The organism is Pokkaliibacter sp. MBI-7 (assembly GCF_029846635.1).
In the GTDB taxonomy this organism is placed as follows: domain Bacteria; phylum Pseudomonadota; class Gammaproteobacteria; order Pseudomonadales; family Balneatricaceae; genus Pokkaliibacter.
Map to the genome: position 1 here is coordinate 785,854 of NZ_JARVTG010000001.1, position 21,352 is coordinate 807,205.

The 21,352-nt window shown below is 53.0% G+C and carries 18 protein-coding genes; 3 read left to right on the forward strand and 15 right to left on the reverse strand.

All coding sequences use genetic code 11. The annotated features are described in order from the left end of the window. Positions 1-33: 33 nt before the first annotated feature. The 3 genes from QCD60_RS03460 (at position 34) to QCD60_RS03470 (ending at position 3,074) form a co-directional block, all read left to right on the forward strand. On the forward strand, positions 34-315 hold the full coding sequence (locus QCD60_RS03460) for a hypothetical protein (RefSeq protein WP_133251435.1): 282 nt from the start codon (positions 34-36) through the stop codon (positions 313-315). Positions 316-345: 30 nt separating this feature from the next. Next, positions 346-2,253 carry a bifunctional tRNA (5-methylaminomethyl-2-thiouridine)(34)-methyltransferase MnmD/FAD-dependent 5-carboxymethylaminomethyl-2-thiouridine(34) oxidoreductase MnmC gene (mnmC, locus tag QCD60_RS03465; RefSeq protein WP_279782436.1) on the forward strand — a complete coding sequence of 636 codons (1,908 nt, stop codon included), beginning with the start codon at positions 346-348 and terminating at the stop codon, positions 2,251-2,253. 149 nt (positions 2,254-2,402) lie between these two features. Beyond that, complete coding sequence (locus QCD60_RS03470; RefSeq protein WP_279782438.1) at positions 2,403-3,074, forward strand: CBS domain-containing protein; 672 nt, start codon at positions 2,403-2,405, stop codon at positions 3,072-3,074. Between the two features lie 17 nt (positions 3,075-3,091). Here the strand turns inward: QCD60_RS03470 and QCD60_RS03475 are convergent, their stop codons facing one another. From QCD60_RS03475 to murF, 15 genes are all read right to left on the reverse strand, one after another. Then, positions 3,092-3,352 carry a YheU family protein gene (locus tag QCD60_RS03475; protein WP_279782440.1) on the reverse strand — a complete coding sequence of 87 codons (261 nt, stop codon included), beginning with the start codon at positions 3,350-3,352 and terminating at the stop codon, positions 3,092-3,094. After that, complete coding sequence (locus tag QCD60_RS03480; RefSeq protein WP_279782442.1) at positions 3,349-4,284, reverse strand: Nudix family hydrolase; 936 nt, start codon at positions 4,282-4,284, stop codon at positions 3,349-3,351. Before QCD60_RS03480 ends, QCD60_RS03475 begins: the two co-directional genes overlap by 4 nt. Before the next feature lie 3 nt (positions 4,285-4,287). Further along, a complete protein-coding gene (gene argJ, locus QCD60_RS03485; protein WP_279782443.1) occupies positions 4,288-5,505 on the reverse strand; it encodes a bifunctional glutamate N-acetyltransferase/amino-acid acetyltransferase ArgJ in 1,218 nt (405 codons plus the stop codon). Positions 5,506-5,623: 118 nt separating this feature from the next. After that, positions 5,624-8,374 (reverse strand): preprotein translocase subunit SecA, encoded by a 2,751-nt coding sequence (gene secA, locus QCD60_RS03490; RefSeq protein WP_279782445.1) that lies wholly within the window; start codon positions 8,372-8,374, stop codon positions 5,624-5,626. Positions 8,375-8,518: 144 nt separating this feature from the next. Beyond that, the gene (gene lpxC, locus QCD60_RS03495; RefSeq protein ID WP_104156476.1) at positions 8,519-9,430 is read right to left on the reverse strand and encodes a UDP-3-O-acyl-N-acetylglucosamine deacetylase; all 912 of its coding nucleotides are present in this window, start codon (positions 9,428-9,430) and stop codon (positions 8,519-8,521) included. Between the two features lie 103 nt (positions 9,431-9,533). After that, positions 9,534-10,706: a cell division protein FtsZ gene (ftsZ, locus tag QCD60_RS03500; RefSeq protein ID WP_279782448.1), complete on the reverse strand. Its 1,173-nt coding sequence runs from the start codon at positions 10,704-10,706 to the stop codon at positions 9,534-9,536. A gap of 49 nt (positions 10,707-10,755) precedes the next feature. Then, the gene (ftsA, locus tag QCD60_RS03505; protein ID WP_104156474.1) at positions 10,756-12,009 is read right to left on the reverse strand and encodes a cell division protein FtsA; all 1,254 of its coding nucleotides are present in this window, start codon (positions 12,007-12,009) and stop codon (positions 10,756-10,758) included. A 116-nt stretch (positions 12,010-12,125) separates the two neighbouring features. Beyond that, positions 12,126-12,875: a cell division protein FtsQ/DivIB gene (locus tag QCD60_RS03510; protein WP_279782451.1), complete on the reverse strand. Its 750-nt coding sequence runs from the start codon at positions 12,873-12,875 to the stop codon at positions 12,126-12,128. Positions 12,876-12,952: 77 nt separating this feature from the next. Further along, positions 12,953-13,915, reverse strand: coding sequence for a D-alanine--D-alanine ligase (locus QCD60_RS03515; protein ID WP_279782453.1), 963 nt, complete (start codon positions 13,913-13,915; stop codon positions 12,953-12,955). Continuing rightward, positions 13,912-15,306 (reverse strand): UDP-N-acetylmuramate--L-alanine ligase, encoded by a 1,395-nt coding sequence (gene murC / locus QCD60_RS03520; protein WP_279787874.1) that lies wholly within the window; start codon positions 15,304-15,306, stop codon positions 13,912-13,914. Before murC ends, QCD60_RS03515 begins: the two co-directional genes overlap by 4 nt. Before the next feature lie 28 nt (positions 15,307-15,334). After that, a complete protein-coding gene (gene murG / locus QCD60_RS03525) occupies positions 15,335-16,426 on the reverse strand; it encodes an undecaprenyldiphospho-muramoylpentapeptide beta-N-acetylglucosaminyltransferase (RefSeq protein ID WP_279782455.1) in 1,092 nt (363 codons plus the stop codon). Beyond that, a complete protein-coding gene (gene ftsW, locus QCD60_RS03530; protein WP_279782457.1) occupies positions 16,419-17,609 on the reverse strand; it encodes a putative lipid II flippase FtsW in 1,191 nt (396 codons plus the stop codon). The genes murG and ftsW overlap by 8 nt, the downstream gene beginning before the upstream one ends. Further along, on the reverse strand, positions 17,606-18,952 hold the full coding sequence (gene murD / locus QCD60_RS03535; RefSeq protein WP_279782459.1) for a UDP-N-acetylmuramoyl-L-alanine--D-glutamate ligase: 1,347 nt from the start codon (positions 18,950-18,952) through the stop codon (positions 17,606-17,608). The genes ftsW and murD overlap by 4 nt, the downstream gene beginning before the upstream one ends. 10 nt (positions 18,953-18,962) lie before the next feature. Continuing rightward, positions 18,963-20,048: a phospho-N-acetylmuramoyl-pentapeptide-transferase gene (mraY, locus tag QCD60_RS03540; protein WP_104156468.1), complete on the reverse strand. Its 1,086-nt coding sequence runs from the start codon at positions 20,046-20,048 to the stop codon at positions 18,963-18,965. A gap of 1 nt (position 20,049) precedes the next feature. Next, positions 20,050-21,351 (reverse strand): UDP-N-acetylmuramoyl-tripeptide--D-alanyl-D-alanine ligase, encoded by a 1,302-nt coding sequence (gene murF / locus QCD60_RS03545; protein WP_279782463.1) that lies wholly within the window; start codon positions 21,349-21,351, stop codon positions 20,050-20,052. Position 21,352 lies beyond the last annotated feature (1 nt).

The following is a 21,352-nucleotide window of genomic DNA, read 5'->3' on the forward strand; positions in this document are numbered from 1 at the left end:
ATCTGCATGCGCTCTAAATGCAACTGGAAGTGCGTGATACAACGATCACCACACCACATTATCGAAGGTCGGGTCAAAGCCATATCGGCCCGTGAGATCCACCTCCAGCTTGATGAACTGCTTGGCAGTAAAACCAAAATTGCCATCGATATACGTCCGTACTGGAAAGGTGTACACCCGGTGGTACAGGTCCACGCGACAGTCAGTGCGGAAGTGATCCTTTCTTCAATGCAAGGCATTGAAGTCATCTGCGTATATACTCCTTCCTCTTCCAACCATACCCAAGAGTTCATCAACGCCTATCTGCAGCAATAAACTGTACATGGGCAGTTCGAGATCCAAGTTATGCCCAGCTCCAATCTTCTAGGTTCAGCCACGCTTACATGGGATGAGCAAGGCCTGCCCGAATCCAGCGTTTTCGGGGATGTCTATTTCTCACGTGAAAGCGGCCTGCTGGAAACCGATTATGTTTTTATCCAGCACAATGATCTGCCCAGACGATGGCAACACCTGACAGACCACGGATCAAGCTGCTTTGTCATTGCTGAGACAGGCTTCGGCACCGGCTTGAATTTTTTGGTGACCTGGAAAAACTGGCTGCGCTTCGCTCCTTCCAACGCCCGGCTGCATTTTGTCTCTGTGGAAAAATTCCCCCTCAACAAACAGGATCTCCAGCGAGCCCTGGCACTCTGGCCGGACTTGCAAGAGCTTGCCAGTGAGCTGCTGGCACAGTACCCCTGCGCTTTACCCGGCTTTCATCGAATGTATTTTGCCGGGGGTAAAATTGCCCTGACGCTACTGTTCGGCGATGTGCATGACTGCCTGCCACAGCTTGATGCCAAGGTAGATGCCTGGTTTCTGGATGGATTTGCACCTGCCAAAAACCCCGAAATGTGGCAACCCCAGTTGTATCAACAGATGGCAAGGCTGAGTAAGCCGGGCACCACATTCAGTACTTTTACGTCTGCGGGCATAGTCAAACGAGGCATCGCAGGGGCTGGATTTGAGGTTAGCAAAGTCGCAGGTTTTGGCCGCAAGCGAGAAATGCTCTGCGGCAAGATCACAGAAGCTCCCTGTGGCGAAGCTCAGCCCTCGAGCCAGAAAACAATAGCGATTATCGGTGCAGGGCTGGCAGGCTGCAGTCTGGCCAGAGCCATGGCCGAGCGTGACTATCACGTGATAGTGCTGGAGCGACACCCGGAAGCGGCTCAGGAAGCCAGTGGCAACCCTCAGGGTATTCTCTACCTGAAACTGCCTAAATCACCGTCTGCACTAAGCCAGTGGCATAGCACCGGCCTGCTTTATACACGTAATCTCCTGCAGAGACTGCTTCCTGACAACAAAGGTGACGACTGGGATGACAATGGTGTCATTCAAATCGCGCTGAAGGAAAGTGATGCAGAACGCCAGAGGACGGTAGCAGGCAGCGGCGTCTATCCAGCAGACTTTGTCACCGACTGTACCACTGACAGCATCAGGAATTTGAGTGGTTATCCGATCAATGAAGGCGGGCTGCTGTTTAGCCAGGCAGGCTGGGTCAGTCCTCCCGTGCTTTGCAAGGCATTACTCAACCACCCAAACATTACTTTGCAATGCAACAGCCAGGTGAAGGACTTCACCTACGTCCAGGGTAAATGGCAGCTCCGACTTTCCCCTGACAGCATGCTAGAGGCAGACATACTGGCGCTTGCTTGCGCTTATCAGACGAAACAGTTCGGGCTACCACTCCCCTTACCCATCAATGAAGTAAAAGGCCAGATCAGTACGACCAAACAGCCAACGCACATTCCCGCCCTGCAAGTCAGTGTGTGCAAGGAAGGTTATGTGGCACCACCACGCAAGGGGATGTATTGCTTCGGTGCGACGTTTGAGCGCAACTGCAAGGATTTACAGGTTACCCAGCAAGGCCATCATCAAAACCTGAGCAAACTGGAACAAATTCTCCCAGAACTGGCCAGTGCGATGGATGCTTCACAGTTCAGTGGACGGGTCGCATTTCGCTGTACGACTCAAGACCATCTGCCTATTGCTGGACCTTATCCATGCAAGGACTCTGGTACGATGAATGCTGGGCCAACATTACCCGGTACTGAAGCAAGCTCACTCTTCTTTAACATAGGCCACGGAAGCAAGGGCCTGATTACGGCACCACTGGCGGCAGAGTTGATTGCCTGCCAGATAAGCGGTGAACCGTTGCCGCTAAACGCCACGCTGATACAGGCTGTTACTCCTGGTCGCTGGTCCAGAGACTGACAAGCTCTTTACAGTTAAAAAAGCGTTGCGAAGTGCCGCTATAGATTTAGAGAGTGGCCCGTCTTCTGGGGAAGTGCACCGCCTGCAATATACGCAGTGTAACGTAGTTAGAGACGGGGCTACCCATTAATCAGTATGGAGGTGAAATAATGGTCTTCTATATTTTTGAGCAAGGCCAGCGGATGACCACTCCTGTTCGCAGCAACTTTCCCCCCAAAGGGGTGAGAGAAATCAATGCGGCTACCGGCCAGGTTATCAGCAGTGATAGCCAACACCAGAACGAAGCCTTCAGTGACGTCATGGACAGACTGGACCCCAATACGCGCAGGGAAGCGAAAGCAACACCAAAGAATATTGCCAGCAGAGCCTATGCAGAGTTATCCCAAACAGAAGAACAAAGACATCCTGAGCTACTGGTCAAAGACATCATGGCGCCTGTCTCCGTTGTGCTGGAGGCCGATGCCGACTGGCAAGAAGTAAAGACTGCACTGCGAAACCATCCCGGCGAGGTACTGGTGGTCAATTCAGAGCAGGGCACACCATGGGGATTGCTTGACTCCCGTAGCCTTGGTCAGTGGCTCCAGCTATACGGCGGGCAAGATCTCTACACACAAATGCCCAACGCACAAAAACTCAGCAATCATCGCTTCTATTCGTCCTTGCCGACAGCAACTGTCAGAGACATTGCATCCCTGTTCGTCAAAGAGTCCCTGCAGGCGGTGCCCGTTATTGATCAGGACAATCGCTTGCAGGGGATGGTGACTGAGTCAGTACTCTTACAAGCTCTACTCAATATGAGCCATGCAGATAGCTGGGTTTAAGAAAACCAAACGAAAAATCACTGATCATCTGCGTCATTCGCCGCACTGATTGTTGATGCGTTTCTGCTCCACTCCTCCCTGGACATCAGATTCACCTGCTGAGTCAGTTCACTCCAGACAATAAGTACAGAGCCTTCGTTCAAGGCGCGTTTAATCTGTGCCACTTTATCAGCAAGGCTAAACTCGTACTCACCATAATCTGTTCCAGAGCGGCTAACGAACTCCTCTATAATTCCCTGCAGAGCTTCTGCTGACAGTGACTGCCATGGAACAATCATAGAAAACTCCTGATGCCTGCCACACCTTGTGCTCCAGCACTCCAGGCTTGTGGCAAGTGGTCTCTGCTCATGCCTCCCAGCAAATACACTGGGGTGCGCACAGAGCTAATCATTTGAGCTGCCAGATCCCATCCCAAACACTTCCCATCAGGATGAGAAGCAGATGGCAATACCGTCCCTAACAAGATGGCATCAGCATGTACAGCCTCTGCTTTTTGCAGGCTTGCTATATCATGACAGCTGACAGTGAACAGCGTATCAGCAGGCACCGGCCTCTGTTTTAAGGACATCAGATCCTGCTGTGGCAAATGCAACCCAAGACCAGCACCTGCCCGGAATGAGGCCACAGGGACATTCACTAACAGATGCTTTCCTGCTGCCTCTACATCGGCTGCATGCTCAATCGCGAACTCCATACGTTGTTCAGGCTGCCAGTCAGGCAACCTAAGCTGCAGTATGCCTACTGAGCCAGCCAGCTGTTGTTTCAGCCACTGCCTGACCTCTTCGTGTGTTGACACTGCTGGAGAGACGGCTATTAGTTCAGAAAACTGAACAGCCTTGATTATTGGCGCATTGGCAGCGGGGAAAACGTCAGGATTGAGAGAATCAACAGCAACCCAAGCCAGTGGTTGCCCCTCCTTACCCTCAGGCACACCGGTAAACGCCGATACTTTCCAGACATCCAGACAGACACTCTTGTCCGGATAATGGTGAGTCAGACAAATTAATGGCCGCATCTCACTGGGGGTAATCCCCAGCTCTTCCTGCAGCTCACGACTCAGAGCAGTCTCGCGACTTTCACCTGCTTCGACCTTGCCACCAGGAAACTCCCACAATCCACCCTGATGGGCAGATTGTGCACGTCTGGCAACCAGCACCTGACCGCGACCATCACAGATCGCGGCGGCTACAACATGGATCACTTTTGCCATTGTTTAACTGCGATAGTCCGCATTGATAGAAACGTATTCTTGCGTCAGGTCCGTTGTCCAGACCGTTTCCGTCACACCGCCGCGAGCGAGGTTGACTCGTACCGTGAATGCTTCAAGGCTCATGACAGCCTGGCCCTGCTCCTCGGTATAACTTTCTGCACGGCCGCCATTTTTAACGATGCATACATCATCCAGCCATATTTGCAGAGCGGTTACATCCAGATCGTGGACGCCAGCATACCCTACTGCAGCCAGAATACGTCCCCAGTTTGGATCGCTGGCAGACATGGCAGTTTTAACCAAGGGAGAGTGGGCAATCGCGTAGGCAACTTTCAGCGCTTCTTCGCTATCAACGGCATCTTCAACACGAACAGTCACAAACTTGGTGGCTCCCTCGCCGTCTTTGACGATAGCGTGAGCCAGATCCTGCATCACCTTGAACAAGGCGGTACGAAACTCAATAAAGTTCGCGTGAGACTCGTCCAGTTCCACACCACTGGCACCACTCGCCATCAGTATTAGGGAGTCATTGGTCGAAGTATCGCCATCGATAGTGATACGGTTGAAGCTTTGATTCGCGCCAGCACTTGCCAGTTGCTGCAATAACGCCTGATCAACAGCCGCATCAGTGGCTACAAAGCCAAGCATCGTCGCCATATTCGGCTTGATCATGCCCGCGCCCTTGGAAATACCCGTAATGGTAACCGTCTTCCCATCGATACTTAGCTGAACACTGGCTCCTTTGGGACGGGTATCCGTGGTCATGATCCCCCAGGCTGCATTCTCCCAGTTGTCTTCCGCCACACGCTCAAGCGCCGTTGGTAACACCGCTTCGATCTTGGTTACTGGCAGAGGTTCACCGATCACCCCGGTAGAGAAAGGCATAACCTGATTTTCAGTAACACCCGCGTGACCAGCCAGGGCATTACAGCAACGCATCGCATCCTGCATACCGCGTGGTCCCGTTCCGGCGTTGGCATTACCTGTATTGATCAGCAGATAACGTACAGCCGCTTTTTCCTGGAGGCGAGCCTTACAAAGGTGCACAGGGGCGGCACAGAACGCGTTACGAGTGAATACACCAGCGACGGCACCGCCCTCTGCCAAAGAAAAAACGACCACATCTCGTCGGCCAGGCCGTTTAATACCCGCTTCAGCTACGCCGATACCTACACCAGCGACTGGATACATATGAGGAAAAGTTTCTGGTCCAACAGCCATTGCAGCACTCCCGCAATCACTTGAAAAATGGCAGCATCCTTGGGACAAAATACCAAAATTGGGATGCGCTAATGTAAAACAGCCGGGCAAGCCCGGCTGGTATTATCTGCTACCCGTCTCAGGCAAGGCGCCCGTGACAGTGCTTGAACTTCTTACCTGAACCGCAGGGACAAGCATCATTGCGTCCCACCTTTGGCTGCTCACGTACAAACGGCTCCGTGTCACTACCGTCAGCCTGGGATGCATCATCAGATGTTTCATCAGCCATGGCTGATGCTTGCTCATGCTGATACTCCATCTGCTGACTGGCTGCTTCCGCACGACGCATCTGCTCAAGCGCCTCTGCTTCGGCAGCCGCTTCTTCCTGAGTTTTGACGCGAACATGCGAGAGAATACGGATCACGTCTTTCTTGATGTTACTCAGCAAATTCTGGAACAACTCAAAAGACTCGCGCTTGTATTCCTGCTTGGGATTCTTCTGCGCGTAGCCACGCAAGTGAATACCCATCCGCAGGTGATCCATGGTGGACAGGTGCTCTTTCCACAAATTGTCGAGCACCTGCAGCATCACTTGCTTCTCGAAGCTCCGCATGGTTGATACGCCAACCACAGCTTCTTTGACATCATAGGCACCCTGAACCTCGGCAAGGATTTTCTCCCGTAGGGGCTCCTCGTGCAGATGTTCATCCTCTTCGAGCCACTGGCTCAATGGCAGAGTGATGTCGAAATCTCGCACCAGAGCTTCTTCAAGCCCCTTAAGATCCCACTGCTCTTCCAGCGTATTGGGAGGCACAAACTCACTGACCAGATTCGACAGTACCTCCACACGAATAGACTTGATGGTGTCAGCAATGTCGTCCGCTTCAAGCAACTCATTACGCTGGTGGTAAATAACCTGCCGCTGGTCGTTGGCAACATCATCGAATTCCAGCAGTTGCTTACGGATATCGAAGTTACGCCCTTCCACCTTACGTTGTGCCTTCTCGATGGCATTACTCACCATCTTATGCTCAATCGCTTCTCCATCTTTCATTCCCAGTGCCACCATCATCTGGCGCACGCGGTCTGAAGCGAAGATACGCATCAGGTTGTCTTCCAATGAAAGATAGAAGCGGGAGGAGCCTGGGTCACCCTGACGTCCTGCACGACCACGCAGCTGATTGTCGATACGGCGGGACTCATGACGCTCGGTACCAATGATATGCAACCCACCGGCACTCAACACCTGCTGGTGGCGCTCTTCCCATTCCGCTTTGGCGCGCGCTTCATCGTCTGCAGTGACATTATCAAGAAGACTCAATTCCGCCTTCCAGTTACCGCCCAGCATGATGTCGGTACCACGGCCTGCCATGTTGGTAGCGATGGTCACAGCTCCTGGACGGCCAGCCTCAGCAATAATCAATGCTTCACGCTCATGCTGTTTAGCATTGAGCACATTGTGCTTAATACCCAGCTTATTCAGCTGCTGTGACACCAACTCCGATGTTTCAATCGAGGCCGTACCTACCAGCACAGGGCGGCCAGTTGAAGTCTGCTCGCGGATATCCTCGATAACAGCATTGAACTTCTCAGCTTCCGTCAGGTACACCAAGTCGTTCATATCTTTACGCTGGATCGGACGATGGGTTGGAATGACAACCACGTCCAGGCCGTAAATCTGACGCAACTCGAATGCTTCAGTATCTGCGGTACCGGTCATCCCCGACAGTTTGTTGTAAAGGCGGAAATAGTTCTGGAAAGTTGTGGAGGCCAGCGTCTGCGACTCTGGGTTGATTTTAACCCCTTCTTTCGCTTCCACTGCCTGGTGAATACCTTCAGACCAGCGGCGACCAACCATGGTACGTCCAGTGTGCTCATCAACAATGATGACTTCACCGTTCCGAACGATGTAATCCACGTCTTTATGGAAAATTACATGTGCCTTCAAACCCGCATGTACGTGATGCAACAGACTCAGGTATTGCGGTGCATACAGGCTTTCACCCTCAGGCAGCAGCCCCTGCTGGCTCAGCCATTCCTCAACATATTGATGGCCATCTTCTGTGAGCTCAACCTGCCGTTGTTTTTCATCCAAAGTGTAGTGACCAGGCTCAGCAACTTCCTCGCCTTCCTCTACAGTCTCCTGAAATTTAAGTATGGGAATCAGGCGATTAATACTGCGGTACAGTTCTGAACTGTCTTCAGCCATGCCGGAGATGATCAAAGGTGTGCGCGCTTCATCGATAAGGATAGAGTCCACCTCATCGACGACGGCAAAGTTTAATCCCCGCTGCGCGCGATCTTCCTTGGAGAAGGCCATGTTGTCACGCAGGTAATCAAAGCCATATTCGTTGTTAGTACCGTAGGTGATATCTGCCCGATAGGCGATTCGCTTAATTTCTGGATCCTGGCCAGAAACGATGATACCGACAGACATGCCAAGAAACTGATAAAGCGGCTGCATCCACTCAGCATCTCGTCGTGCCAGGTAGTCGTTCACAGTAACGACATGTACACCTTTACCAGACAAGGCATTCAGGTAAACAGGCAGTGTCGCCACCAGTGTTTTACCTTCACCGGTACGCATCTCAGCAACACGCCCTTCGTGCAGAGTGATACCACCAATCATCTGTACGTCAAAATGACGCATACCCATAACACGTTTGGAGGCTTCTCGCACAACAGCAAAAGCCTCTGGCAGAATCTGATCCAAAGACTCGCCTTTCTCCAGTCTGGAGCGGAACTCAGCAGTCTTGGCTTGCAACGCAGCATCATCAAGGGACCCAAGTTGCGCTTCGAAACCGTTGATGGCATTGACTATTTTTCCCATCCGGCGCAGTTCACGTTCGTTTTTGCTGCCGATGAGTTTTCTAATTAGAGAGGCTATCATAAGCGAATATCGTTACCAGACTAGGGCGGAAAATCCCGATAAGAAACACAAGGTTATAGCAACTTTGGCTTAGTAAGAACAGGGGGGCATGCTGAAGATTGGCCACCTTGAAAGATGACAAAGCCGGCATTAAGCCGGCTTATATCACACAGCCACCAAAGGTGCTGCATAAGAGATCGGTGCAGGCTCAGCCGCATCGAATGTCACGACCTCCCAACAATCACGATGCTTGAGTAACTCCCGAAGCAGCATGTTGTTCAGGAAATGGCCGGACTTATAGCCTTTGAACTCTCCGATCAGGCTACGACCCAACAGATACAGATCGCCAACTGCGTCAAGAATCTTATGTTTTACAAACTCATCTTCGTAACGCAGGCCGCCATCATTCACGATACCGTAGTCATCAACAACGATCGCGTTGTCGACGCTACCGCCGAGAATCAGGTTTTTTGAGCGCAGATATTCAATATCTCGCATAAAACCAAAAGTCCGCGCCCTGCTGATCTCTTTCACGTAAGACGTGCTGGAGAAATCAAGCTCTGCGTGCGTGTTCTGGCCGCGGAACAAGGGGTGGTCAAAATCGATGGTAAAGCTCACCTTGAAGCCATCATATGGTTCAAAGCTCACCCATTTATCACCGTGTTCGAACGTCACTTTCTTTTTGATTCGAATGAACCGCTTAGGGGCAGGAAGCTCCTGAATACCAGCGGATTGAATCAAGAACACAAAGGGTGCAGCGCTACCATCCATGATGGGAACTTCTGCTGCAGACAACTCAACATAGGCGTTATCTATGCCAAGCCCAGCAAAAGCAGACATCAAATGCTCTACAGTAGCTACCCGGATTCCATTGTCGACGAGATTTGTGGAGAGGGTTGTGTCGCCAACAGTTTCCGCCCAAGCCTTGATTTCTACCTCAGGATCAATGTCAACCCGTCGGAATACCACGCCAGTATCAGCGGGAGCAGGCTTCAAAGTCATGTAAACTTTTTCGCCGGTATGCAAACCCACACCGGTAGCCCGAATACTGTTTTTCAGGGTGCGTTGTTTAATCATGCCGAAGCCAAATACCTTAAACCCAAAAAAGACTAAGCGGCCATTCTATCATTACAAGTTAGCACTGGCCATTGGGGAAACGCTTAGATAAAAAGCGTTACCCTCAATCTGCCTGGCGACGCAAAAATGCAGGAATATCAAGGTATTCCATGCTGTCTTTTGGCGGCGTCTGACGAGCAGCATCCTTAGAGGTAGCCTGCGCAGGTGCTGCGGGCTCTCCACGACGCATAACAGCAGGGATCTCCAACTGCTCATAGTTATCAGGCAGTTTGGCCTTGCCACTTGGATTAGCCGTTACCACTTTAATTTGTGGTTCAGGTTTGGTTCCCAGACCAGTCGCGACGACCGTCACACGCAGCTCATCACTCATTTCCGGATCAATAACAGTGCCGACAACGATAGTAGCCTCGTCGGAAGCAAACTCTTCAACAGTGTTACCTACCTCAGAGAATTCGCCCAATGCCAAATCCAGACCCGCTGTAATATTGACGAGAATACCCTTGGCGCCACACAGATCGATATCCTCCAACAGAGGACTACGAATTGCCGCTTCTGCCGCTTCACGTGCACGCCCTTCACCACGAGCACTTCCCGTACCCATCATCGCCATACCCATTTCTGACATGACAGTTTTCACGTCAGCAAAGTCAACGTTGATCATACCGGGACGGATAATCAGGTCAGCAATCCCCTGCACAGCACCTTGCAACACGTCGTTTGCTGCCGCGAAAGCATTAATCAGGGAAACATTCTTACCCAGAACAGGTAACAATTTCTCGTTAGGAATGATGATCAAAGAATCGACGTGCTCTTGCAGCTGACGGATACCTTCCATCGCGATCTGCATACGTTTGCGCCCTTCAAACGGGAAAGGCTTGGTTACCACTGCAACCGTCAGTATGCCCATCTCTTTGGCCACTTCAGCCACAACAGGTGCAGCACCAGTACCGGTGCCACCACCCATCCCTGCAGTAATGAAGACCATGTCGGCACCTTGCATTACCTCAGCGATGCGCTCACGATCCTCGAGTGCAGCTTCACGACCAATATCAGGATTGGCTCCAGCGCCCAACCCTTTGGTGATCTCGCTACCCAACTGCAGCACACTACGAGCCCCCATGTCTTTGAGAGCCTGTGCATCCGTATTGGCACAGATAAACTCAACCCCCTCAACTGAAGAGGTGACCATGTGGTTCACTGCGTTGCCGCCGCCGCCACCAACGCCAATAACTTTAATGACCGCGTTTTGCGGTGCTTTATCGACCAATTCAAACATCTCCCTCTCCTCCAGACCGCAAGGCCTCTCTCTCACAAGCAATAAGTTATCAGAATTTATCCTGAATCCAGCGACGCATCCGGCCCATAAAGCCTTCCTCTGGTTCACGCTTACCAGGGATGACTGAATCCATCAGCACCCGCTCTCCTCGCTCATGTTTGGCGTAGAGCAGCAGGCCTACTGCAGTGGAATAAACCGGATTATTCACTATGTCAGTCAGCCCTTTAAAGCCGACTGGTGACGCCAAACGAACCGGCATATGGAAAATCTCCTCTGCCAACTCGACCACTCCCTCCATTTTTGACGTACCGCCGGTCAGCACAATACCTGCAGCAATCAAATCCTCATAACCGCTTTCACGGATCTTGTTCTGGATCATTTCAAACAGTTCGGCATAACGAGGTTCAACGACCTCTGCCAGAGACTGGCGAGACAGATCTCGCGCAGGTCGATCACCGACACTGGGCACCTTGATTGCTTCACTGGCACTGGCCAGCTTACCCAGTGCACAGGCGTACTTGGTCTTAATCTCTTCCGCATGCTGAGTCGGGGTACGCAATGCCATAGCGATATCATTGGTCACCTGATCGCCACCGATCGGTATCACCGCAGTGTGACGAATAGCACCTCCGGTGAATATCGCCATATCCGACGTGCCGCCACCGATATCAATCATGCAGACGCCGAGCTCTTTTTCATCCTCAGTAAGCACCGCGTAACTTGAAGCCAGCTGCTCCAGCACCATGGTGTCAACTTCCAGGCCACACTGCCGAATACACTTCTCGATGTTGTGTGCCGCGTTCAGTGCAGCCGTTACCAAGTGAACTCTGGCCTCCAGACGTACACCGGACATCCCGAGAGGATCGCGGATGCCTTCCTGATTATCGATGACATACTCCTGTGGCAGGATATGCAGAATACGCATCTTTTCCTTATCAAGCTCAGGTACCGCACGTGCCGCATCAATAACTCGTTCAACGTCCTGAGTAACCACCTCACGGTCGCGGATAGCAACCATGCCATGGGAGTTCTGACTCATGATATGACTGCCAGCAATACCAACTGTCACAGAGTGAACTTTACAGCCAGCCATCAGTTCTGCTTCTTCCACTGCACGCTGAATGGAGTGTACGGTCGACTCGATATTGACGACCACACCTCGCTTCATACCGCGTGAAGCATGAGAACCAACGCCAACAATCTCAATTTCACCGTCAGGACCTACTTCCCCGACAATGGCCACCACTTTAGACGTACCGATATCCAGTCCGACAATCATATTCGTATCTGCTACACCACTCATGCTTGCATCTCTGCTTGTCGTGATAAGGTCTGGTTCCTACCAAACTCTGGATTCTGATAAATGCGTTGACTGTGCATTACGGATTTATTCCTTTGCCATGGTGCCACAGGCTTATCTCAAGTTGACGCAGGCTGTTTCCAGCGTACGGCCACCCCGTTGGTGTGACGTACATCAATTTGTTCTATCTGACTGACTCGATCTTTCAGAGCTGCAGTATATATCGTACTGAACCGATATAGGCGTTCACGCAGGTCTTCCCGCCCCAGCAAAATACGCAGTGGCTGGTCAGCAACAATGACGTCCACAGTCCAAGCTCCGCGTTTTTCCAAAATAAGATCACTGATCTTCATTTGCAGCGGGCGCAGTTGCTGACTCAGAGTAGAGAAATACCGCATGGCCTCCTGCACCTGATCATCCGGTCCATACAAACGCGGCAAACCGGCCAGCTCATCCAGCTGTGCTTGTTGAGGAGTAAAAATACGCCCGACGGAATTAACCAGTTGTTTGTCACCCCAGCGCGCAACCGGCAGCTCCTCATCAATATTGACGACCAGTCGATCAGGCCATATCCGGTGAATATCTGCCCTTTCCACCCAGGGGTTCGCTTCAACCATTTTCTGGATGCTATTAAGGTCAAGATCGAAAAACGTTCCCTTAACCTCGTCCTGTAACGCGGCATGCAAAGCCTGACCATCAACATAGTGCATGTTGCCTTGCACACTGATCTCAGTCACAGGCCTATTCAGCCAGGGCCAGAGAGCCTGTCCGCCATAGATTGCACCAACCACCAGAGCGATCAGTGCCATTAGATTGAACAGCCAGCCAAACCACTTTTTCCAAGGCAACCGAACCTTAGGTTTTTGCACCCGAGGTGTCAGCCTTGTCGCCCCTCGTGGACGCTCGGAAGAGCGCACCTGAAATTCGAACCCCCGGGTACTCATCGTTAACCTCTCGCCTGCGGGCTACGATCAAAGGCCGATGCCAGAATCTCCAACACCAGCACCTCCATCGACATCCCCGCCTGTTTGGCCGCCATGGGAACTAAACTATGATCCGTCATACCTGGCACGGTATTAACTTCCAGCAACCAGTTTCTACCTTGCTCATCACGGATCAGATCCAACCGCCCCCAACCATGACACCCAATAACATCAAAGGCTTGCTGACAGATTTTCGTCAATTCTGTAAGTTCTGCAATATCTAAGCCAGTATCAAAGTTGTAACGAGTGTCATTTGCCAGGTATTTGGCATCATAGTCGTAGAATTCATGCGTCGTCTGGAGCCAGATAGGCGGTAGAACTTTGCCATTTACAATCGCAACAGTTAACTCCTTACCACTTACCCAAGGTTCTGCCATGACCATCGAGTCATGCTTCCCCGCGACCAGGCACGCATCACCCAACATTTTCTCGGAGTTAACCTTCATCAGACCAACACTGGAACCTTCATGTACAGGCTTGATTGCCAGGGGTAACCCCAGCTGGCTAATCAGCCCGGCAGGGTCTGTCCCTGTATTGATCAGACTGGATGGCTTAGTAGGCAGCCCCAAAGCATGCCAAACCAGCTTGGTACGCCATTTGTCCATAGCCAGAGCAGAAGCAGCCACGCCACTACCGGTGTAGGGCTTACCCAGCATTTGCAACGCAGCCTGCACCACGCCGTCCTCGCCACCGCGGCCATGCAGTATGATAAAGGCCGTATCAAACTCTAGTGATGCCAACTGTTGCAGCAGGTTACTATCAGCCCCCACGATGAAATCCACCGCAAAAGCATCAACTCCAGCGCTTTGTAAAGCAGCTAACACAGCCTTTCCACTTTTGAGCGAGACCTCCCTTTCGGCAGATTCCCCTCCCATCAGTACTGCAACCCTGCCAGCCTGCCTGATCAAGGCCTGCTGAGCGTTCATGGCTTGTTACCTGCTGCACGAGCTAATTGCTGGGCCAGGCCACTGATATCGCCTGCACCCTGGGTCAGCACCAAATCGCCGTTCTGAATCAGATTAGGCAAAATGGCCATGGCTTCTACTGCATTCTCAGCATATACCGGCTCCACCTGCCCACGCTGACGAATGCTGCGGCACAGGCTGCGACTATCGGCTCCCTGTATAGGCTCTTCACCAGCTGAATACACTTCCATAAGAATCAGCGTATCGACCTCTGACAGGACTTGAACAAAGTCCTCATAGAGATCGCGGGTACGAGTGTACCGGTGAGGCTGATAGACCATCACAAGACGGCGCCCCGGCCAACCATCACGGAATGCCTTAATGGTTGCAGCAACCTCGCGCGGATGATGACCGTAGTCGTCAACCAGCGTAGCCGTACCACCGTCTTTGCCGGGCAACTCTGCCAGTACCTGAAAACGCCGGCCAACACCCATGAATTGCTGCAAAGCGATGGCAATCTGCTCATCTGCTACCCCCTCATCACGGGCAATCGCAATAGTAGCCAGAGCATTGAGGACGTTATGCTGTCCAGGCAGGTTGAGGGTAATAGTCAGATCAGGCGATCCTTTGGTTACTACCGTAAAGCGAGTGCGCAGACCATCCTGTTCAACATCAACAGCTCGTACATCTGCATCTTCACTGAAACCGTAGGTGACAGTCGGCCGGCTAATCTGTGGCAATAATTCACGAATCACCGGGTCATCGACACAGACCACAGCCAATCCATAGAACGGCAAGTTATGCAGAAAATCGATAAAGGTCTGCTTCAGACGCCCAAAATCACCGCCATAGGTGTCCATATGGTCTGCATCAATGTTGGTCACCACCGCAATCATGGGTTGCAGGTGCAGGAAAGACGCATCACTTTCGTCTGCCTCTGCCACCAGATAACGACTGGCACCCAACTTTGCATTAGTGCCGGCACTGGTCAGGCGTCCGCCGATAACATAGGTCGGATCAAGTCCGCCCTGAGTCAGGACAGAAGCAACGAGACTGGTGGTTGTAGTCTTGCCATGTGTCCCCGCGATCGCAATACCATGACGATACCGCATGAGCTCAGCCAGCATTTCTGCACGACGCACCACCGGCACTCGCATCTCACGGGCTGCCAGTAGTTCAGGGTTATCAGCCTTTACCGCAGAAGAAATGACCACCACATCAACATCGTTGATGTTCTCTGCCTTATGACCGATGACGATACGAGCCCCCTGCTCCTCCAGTCGGCTGGTGGTGGCGGAGGGCTTGAGGTCTGAGCCAGAGATCAGATAACCCTGGTTCAGCAATACCTCTGCAATACCACACATGCCTACGCCCCCGATTCCCACGAAATGGATACGACGTATGCGGCGCATCTCTGGAATGCCGGTGACTCCGTTAACTTCAGCCAAGACTGATCTCCTTACATACCTCTGCAACGCGCTCTGCTGCTTCGGGCTTTGCCTGCGCATAAGCCGCTTCCGCCATGCGCTGCAAAGCAGACCGCTGTTGCAGGCGGTTCATATATAACTCTTTGAGACTTTCGACCGACAATGCAGTTTGCTGAATCAACACTGCCGCACCGGCCTTTTCCAAATGTCTGCCATTCGCCGTCTGATGATCATCGACCGCAAACGGAAACGGGATCAATACCGAAGCAACGCCGGCTGCACTCAGCTCGCTGACAGTCAGCGCTCCCGAGCGACAGATCACCAGATCAGCCCAGCCATAGGCATCCGCCATGTCATCGATGAAAGGCACTATACGGGCGACCATACCCTGCTCCTGATAGAAGCTCTGGGTTGCTTCCAGATGACGCTCCCCGGTCTGATGCCAGACTTCAGGGCGAACTTCTTCCGGTAATGCAGCTAACCAGCGGGGAATAACAGCGTTAATCGCTGCAGCACCGAGACTGCCGCCTACCACCAGCACGCGAATACGGCCAGCCCGAACACCATACCGTTGAGCCGGATCAGGCAGGCTACACACCGCTCTGCGAATAGGATTTCCCACCACTTCGGCAGCAGGTAACTTGGACAGAGCATCTGGAAAGGCCACCAATACACGTTTAGCCATACGTGCTAACAGCTTGTTGGTCATACCTGGAACGGCATTCTGCTCATGGATGACCAGGGGGCGGCCCAGTAATTTTGCCGCAAGGCCACCTGGGCCACTGGCAAAGCCACCCATACCCAGCACTACATTTGGCTTGAGACTACTGACGACCTTGAGTGCCTGGCCACAGGCGCGCGCCAACAAAAAGGGGGCCTTGAGCAGCTTCACCACACCCTTGCCACGCAAACCACTCACCTGAATGGCATGCAGCGGGATCTCAGCTTGTGGCACGATTTTGGCTTCAATACCTGCCATAGTTCCCAGCCAGTGAATCTGGTACCCCTGCTGGCGCAACCGCTCCGCGGTAGCCAGTGCGGGGAATACATGCCCACCGGTACCACCGGCCATGATCAGGGCAACCTTGGGTTTCTCACTAACCATGCGCCCCTCCCAGTTGAGCTCGTCGTAACGCTTCCTTACGTCCCTCATGATCAATGCGGAGCAGAATGGAAATCAGCATCAGACAGATAACCAGACTACTGCCACCATAGGAAATCAGTGGCAACGTCAAACCTTTGGTAGGCAGCACACCAATATTTACACCGATGTTAATGAAGGCTTGCCCCGCGATCAGCAGTGCGGTGCCATACGCCATGAAAGCAGAAAAATGCTGACCTAACTGTTCTACCCGCTGCCCGATGCGAAATGCACGATATACCAACCAGGCATAGAGACAGATAACAGCCAACGCCCCTACCAGGCCCAGCTCTTCCGCCAGCACGGCATAAACAAAGTCAGTATGGGCCTCTGGCAGGTAAAAAAGTTTCTGAACACTGTTCCCCAGCCCCAGGCCGAACCAGTCGCCACGACCAAAGGCTATCTGCGCTTGCGTAAGCTGATATCCGCTACCATACGGATCGGCCCATGGATCAAGATAGGTAAGCAGACGCTGACGTCGATAGTCTTCCATCCATGCACCAGCACCCACCGCAGCCAGACAGCTGATGATTACCAGCCAGAATTGCCACAGGCGCATCCCGCCCATAAACACCATACCCAGCGCAATCCCCAGAGTAACAACGACGGCCCCCAGGTCAGGCTCCATCAGCATCAGCATGATTGGCAAAGCGAGTATCAACATCGCCTTGAAGAAACCAGACCACTGCGTCCTCACCTCTTCCAGACGCCGGGCCATATAGCTGGCCAGATACATCATCAGAAACAACTTGGCGACTTCCGATGCCTGAACGTTTATTGGCCCCAGATGCAGCCAGCGCGAGCTACCGTTTACCACCCTGCCAATGCCCGGTACCAGAACCAGCACCAGCAAAGCAATTGCAATCAGCAACAGCCACCAGTGCTGACGCTGCCAGTACTCCATAGGCACTCGCCAGGTAAAACAGGCGACAACCACCGCTACAATGATGAACGCCACATGGCGTTTGACCTGATAGAACGGATCATGAAAGCGAACTTCTGCCACTTCCATCGAGGCCGAAGTCACCATAATGACCCCTATCAGCAGCAGCGTGACGGTAATGACCAGCAGCCAACCGTCAAACGGGCCGCTGATGCGACCATACACGGGCACTTCTACAGGTTGTCCCTGGCGCCACTTACTCATGTCAGCGCCTCCACAGCCTGAGTGAATACTTCACCCCTGTGCTCATAATTCTTAAACATATCCAAACTGGCACAGGCGGGGGAAAGCAGCACCACATCCCCCTCTTGAGCGAGCGCCTGCGCCAGGCTGACAGCCTGCGCCATCGACTCGGCACGACGCACTTCAAGCCCCGCTGCACATGCAGCAATCTGCTCGCCATCTCGCCCCAGTTGCACCAAAGCACGGGCAAACTTCGCCAGAGGCTGACGCAAATCCTCAAAGGACGCGCCTTTGCCATCCCCACCTGCAATCAGCACCACCTTTCCTGTTGATGCCTGTCCAAAGCCCTGCAACGCGGCCACTGTTGAACCCACATTGGTACCCTTGGAGTCGTTGTAGTAACTCACTCCATGCAACACCCTGACCCAGGCACAACGATGAGGCAACCCTGGGAACTGACGCAAAGTCTCAAGCATCGCGGCCATCGGTAAACCGACAGCATTCCCCAATGCCAGTGCAGCCAGTGCATTGGCTGTATTGTGCAGCCCCTGAATGCGCACTTCGTCGGCTGCCATCAATGGCTTCATGCGGTAGGCCAGCCAGGTACGTCCCTGCTCATCGTACTCCACCCCGAATGTATTGAGATCACTGCGCCCCAGAGTGAAGAAGTGCTGTTTCACCTGTTCAGCCACTAATGGGCTGGACAACGGATCGTCCTTGTTCACCACAACCTGTTTGCAACCGCGAAATATACGGTGCTTGGCTTGATGGTAGTCAGCCATTCCATCGTAGCGGTCCAGATGATCAGGGCTTACATTCAGAACCGTCGCCACTTCTGCTCGAAGTGAGTGGGTGGTTTCCAACTGGAAACTGGACAGCTCAAGGACATACAGGTCAACATCGACCAATGGCAAATCCAGCGCAGGTGTACCGATATTGCCCCCCACCGCTACCCGCCAGCCTGCCGTCCTGGCCATCTCTCCGACCAGCGTAGTGACAGTACTTTTAGCGTTGGACCCCGTAATCGCGACAATGGGTGCCTTCGCTTCACGACAGAACAGCTCGATATCACCGCAGACTTTTACGCCATTTGCAGCTGCCGCCGCGATGGCCGGTGTTTTTATTGACAAGCCGGGGCTTACGATCAACTCGCTCGCAAGACTGAGGGTGCGTTCCTGCAATGGTCCGCACTCAATAGCCACATCAGGGAACTCCCTGATCAATTGCTCCAGACCTGGCGGTTGCTCACGAGTATCCACCACAGCGACACGACGGTTACGTGCCTTGAGGAAGCGGACGCAGCTGAGGCCGGTTTTACCCAGCCCCACTACTATGGTCAGTTGATCTGAGGTGATAAATTCCACCAACACATCCTCAACGAATCTTCAATGTCGCAAGCCCGATCAGCACGAGCATGACGGTAACAATCCAGAAGCGCACAATAACGCGTGGTTCTGGCCAGCCCTTCAGCTCAAAGTGATGATGCAGCGGAGCCATCCGAAAAATACGGCGTCCGGTGAGCTTGAAAGAGGCGACCTGCAAAATCACGGAAACCGTCTCCATCACGAAGACGCCCCCCATGATGAACAGCACCAGCTCCTGACGCACGATGACAGCCATGGTGCCAAGTACAGCCCCCAATGCCAGAGCACCTACGTCCCCCATGAAGACCTGGGCGGGATAGGTGTTGAACCACAGGAAGCCGAGGCCTGCTCCAACTACAGCACCACAGATCACCAGCAGCTCACCGCTGCCCTGTACATAAGGGATCAGCAGATATTCAGCGAATTTGGCATTACCAGTGACATAAGCAAAGATGCCCATTGCCCCCGCCACCATGACCGTTGGCATGATCGCCAGACCATCCAGACCATCGGTAAGGTTGACCGCATTGGAGCTGCCCACAATCACCAGATAGGTAAACACCACGAAGCCCACCATTCCCAAAGGGATGGCCCAATGCTTGATCATCGGAATAATCAGGGTTGTTTCCGCTGCGGTGCTGGCCGTAGCGTACAGAAATGCAGCGGCGCCAATGCCGCCTACTGACTGCCAGAAGTACTTCCAGCGTGCAGGCAGGCCTTTGGAGTTTTTCTCGATCACCTTGCGGTAGTCATCGACCCAGCCTACCGCCCCGAAGACGAACATTACGGCCAGAACAACCCAGATATAGCGATTGTTGAGATCAGCCCACAATAACGTGCTGATAGCGATAGAAATCAGTATCAACGCTCCACCCATGGTAGGCGTACCAGCTTTACTCAGGTGACTCTGAGGGCCGTCATTACGCACAGCCTGACCAATCTGGTACTGGCGCAAGGTACGAATCATCAGCGGGCCAATAGCCAGTGACAGCCCCAGCGCGGTCAGCACGCCCAGGATGCCGCGCAGGGTCAGGTACTGGAATACAGCAAAGCCGGTGTGGTACTCACTGAGCCAAGTCGCAAGCCAGAGCAGCATTTCAGTTGGTCTCCCCGCGCAGAGCCTGAATCACGACTTCCATCTGTGCACTCCGTGATCCCTTACACAGTACTACCATGCTTGCATCTACCTTATTTCTGAGCTGATCTATCAGCGTTTGCTTATCTGTAAACGAGAATGCCTGACCTTTCCCCTCACAGGAGTCGAAGCCTTCCTTGAGTGCTGCCGCAAATGGCCCACAACAGAACATCATAGGCACACTACATTCGGCGGCATAACGCCCCACACTGAAGTGAGCATCAGCCGCACTGTCCCCAAGCTCAGCCATACTGCCCAACGTCAGTACCTGTGGCCCGGGCAGCGACATCAACATATCAATCGCTGCTTTCATCGAGGCAGGGTTGGCATTGTAGGTGTCGTCAAGCAGGCGCATACCATCAGCGGTAATAATCGGGAAGCAGCGCCCTGGCGTTGCCCTTACTTGCTCTAATCCAGTGGCGATATCTTCAACGGTGACGCCCTGAACAAACGCGGCTGCGGCGGCTGCGAGGGCGTTACGAATATTGTGCTGACCCGGCAACGCCAGCCGCACCGGTGAGAAGGTTCCATCCGGTAAATGCAACTCAAAACCCCAGGTACCCACAGGTGAGATCTGAGCTTTGTATGCACGCACATCGGCCCATTCGGCATCAACACCAAAGACCAGAACATCAAGCGACTGTTCAGCGGCTCGTTGCTGCCAGATGGAGAAGTGGGGGTCGTCACCGTTAAGAACAGCGGTCCCTCCCGGCAACAAACCATCAATAATTTCACCCTTTGCCTGCACCACGCCTGCCAGCGATCCAAACCCCTCGAGATGAGCACCCGCAGCATTATTGAGAATGGACACATGCGGACAGGTCATGGCCACTGTACGGGCAATTTCACCAATCGCACTGGCGCCCAGCTCAATCACGCCATACTGGTGCTGGTCAGATAGCTGCAGTAATGTCTGCGGCGCACCAATTTCATTGTTCAGGTTACCTTTGGTAGCCAGTACGCTACCTTGCGTGGCCATGATGGCGGCCAGCATTTCTTTCACCGTCGTTTTGCCGCTACTACCGGTCACCGCCGCAACTTTGCCTGAAAAACGCTGACGGTTGGCATAACCAAGTTTCCCCAGTGCTGTCAGGGTATTGTCGACTACAAATACCGGTAGACTCGTACTGACCTGGCGAGACGCAACAACTGCAGCAGCCCCCTGCCGCTCTACCTCTGCGATGAAATCATGGCCATCAAAACGCTCACCGACCAGCGCCACGAAAACACTGCCCTCTGGCACATTACGTGAGTCAGTAGTCACC

Bases quoted from the DNA above. Each gene is read 5' to 3' on its own strand.
- mnmC (WP_279782436.1), top strand. From the start codon at position 346: ATGCCCAGCTCCAATCTTCTAGGTTCAGCCACGCTTACATGGGATGAG.
- QCD60_RS03470 (WP_279782438.1), top strand. From the start codon at position 2,403: ATGGTCTTCTATATTTTTGAGCAAGGCCAGCGGATGACCACTCCTGTT.
- QCD60_RS03475 (WP_279782440.1), bottom strand. From the start codon at position 3,352: ATGATTGTTCCATGGCAGTCACTGTCAGCAGAAGCTCTGCAGGGAATT.
- QCD60_RS03480 (WP_279782442.1), bottom strand. From the start codon at position 4,284: ATGGCAAAAGTGATCCATGTTGTAGCCGCCGCGATCTGTGATGGTCGC.
- argJ (WP_279782443.1), bottom strand. From the start codon at position 5,505: ATGGCTGTTGGACCAGAAACTTTTCCTCATATGTATCCAGTCGCTGGT.
- secA (WP_279782445.1), bottom strand. From the start codon at position 8,374: ATGATAGCCTCTCTAATTAGAAAACTCATCGGCAGCAAAAACGAACGT.
- lpxC (WP_104156476.1), bottom strand. From the start codon at position 9,430: ATGATTAAACAACGCACCCTGAAAAACAGTATTCGGGCTACCGGTGTG.
- ftsZ (WP_279782448.1), bottom strand. From the start codon at position 10,706: ATGTTTGAATTGGTCGATAAAGCACCGCAAAACGCGGTCATTAAAGTT.
- ftsA (WP_104156474.1), bottom strand. From the start codon at position 12,009: ATGAGTGGTGTAGCAGATACGAATATGATTGTCGGACTGGATATCGGT.
- QCD60_RS03515 (WP_279782453.1), bottom strand. From the start codon at position 13,915: ATGAACGCTCAGCAGGCCTTGATCAGGCAGGCTGGCAGGGTTGCAGTA.
- murC (WP_279787874.1), bottom strand. From the start codon at position 15,306: ATGCGCCGCATACGTCGTATCCATTTCGTGGGAATCGGGGGCGTAGGC.
- murG (WP_279782455.1), bottom strand. From the start codon at position 16,426: ATGGTTAGTGAGAAACCCAAGGTTGCCCTGATCATGGCCGGTGGTACC.
- ftsW (WP_279782457.1), bottom strand. From the start codon at position 17,609: ATGAGTAAGTGGCGCCAGGGACAACCTGTAGAAGTGCCCGTGTATGGT.
- mraY (WP_104156468.1), bottom strand. From the start codon at position 20,048: ATGCTGCTCTGGCTTGCGACTTGGCTCAGTGAGTACCACACCGGCTTT.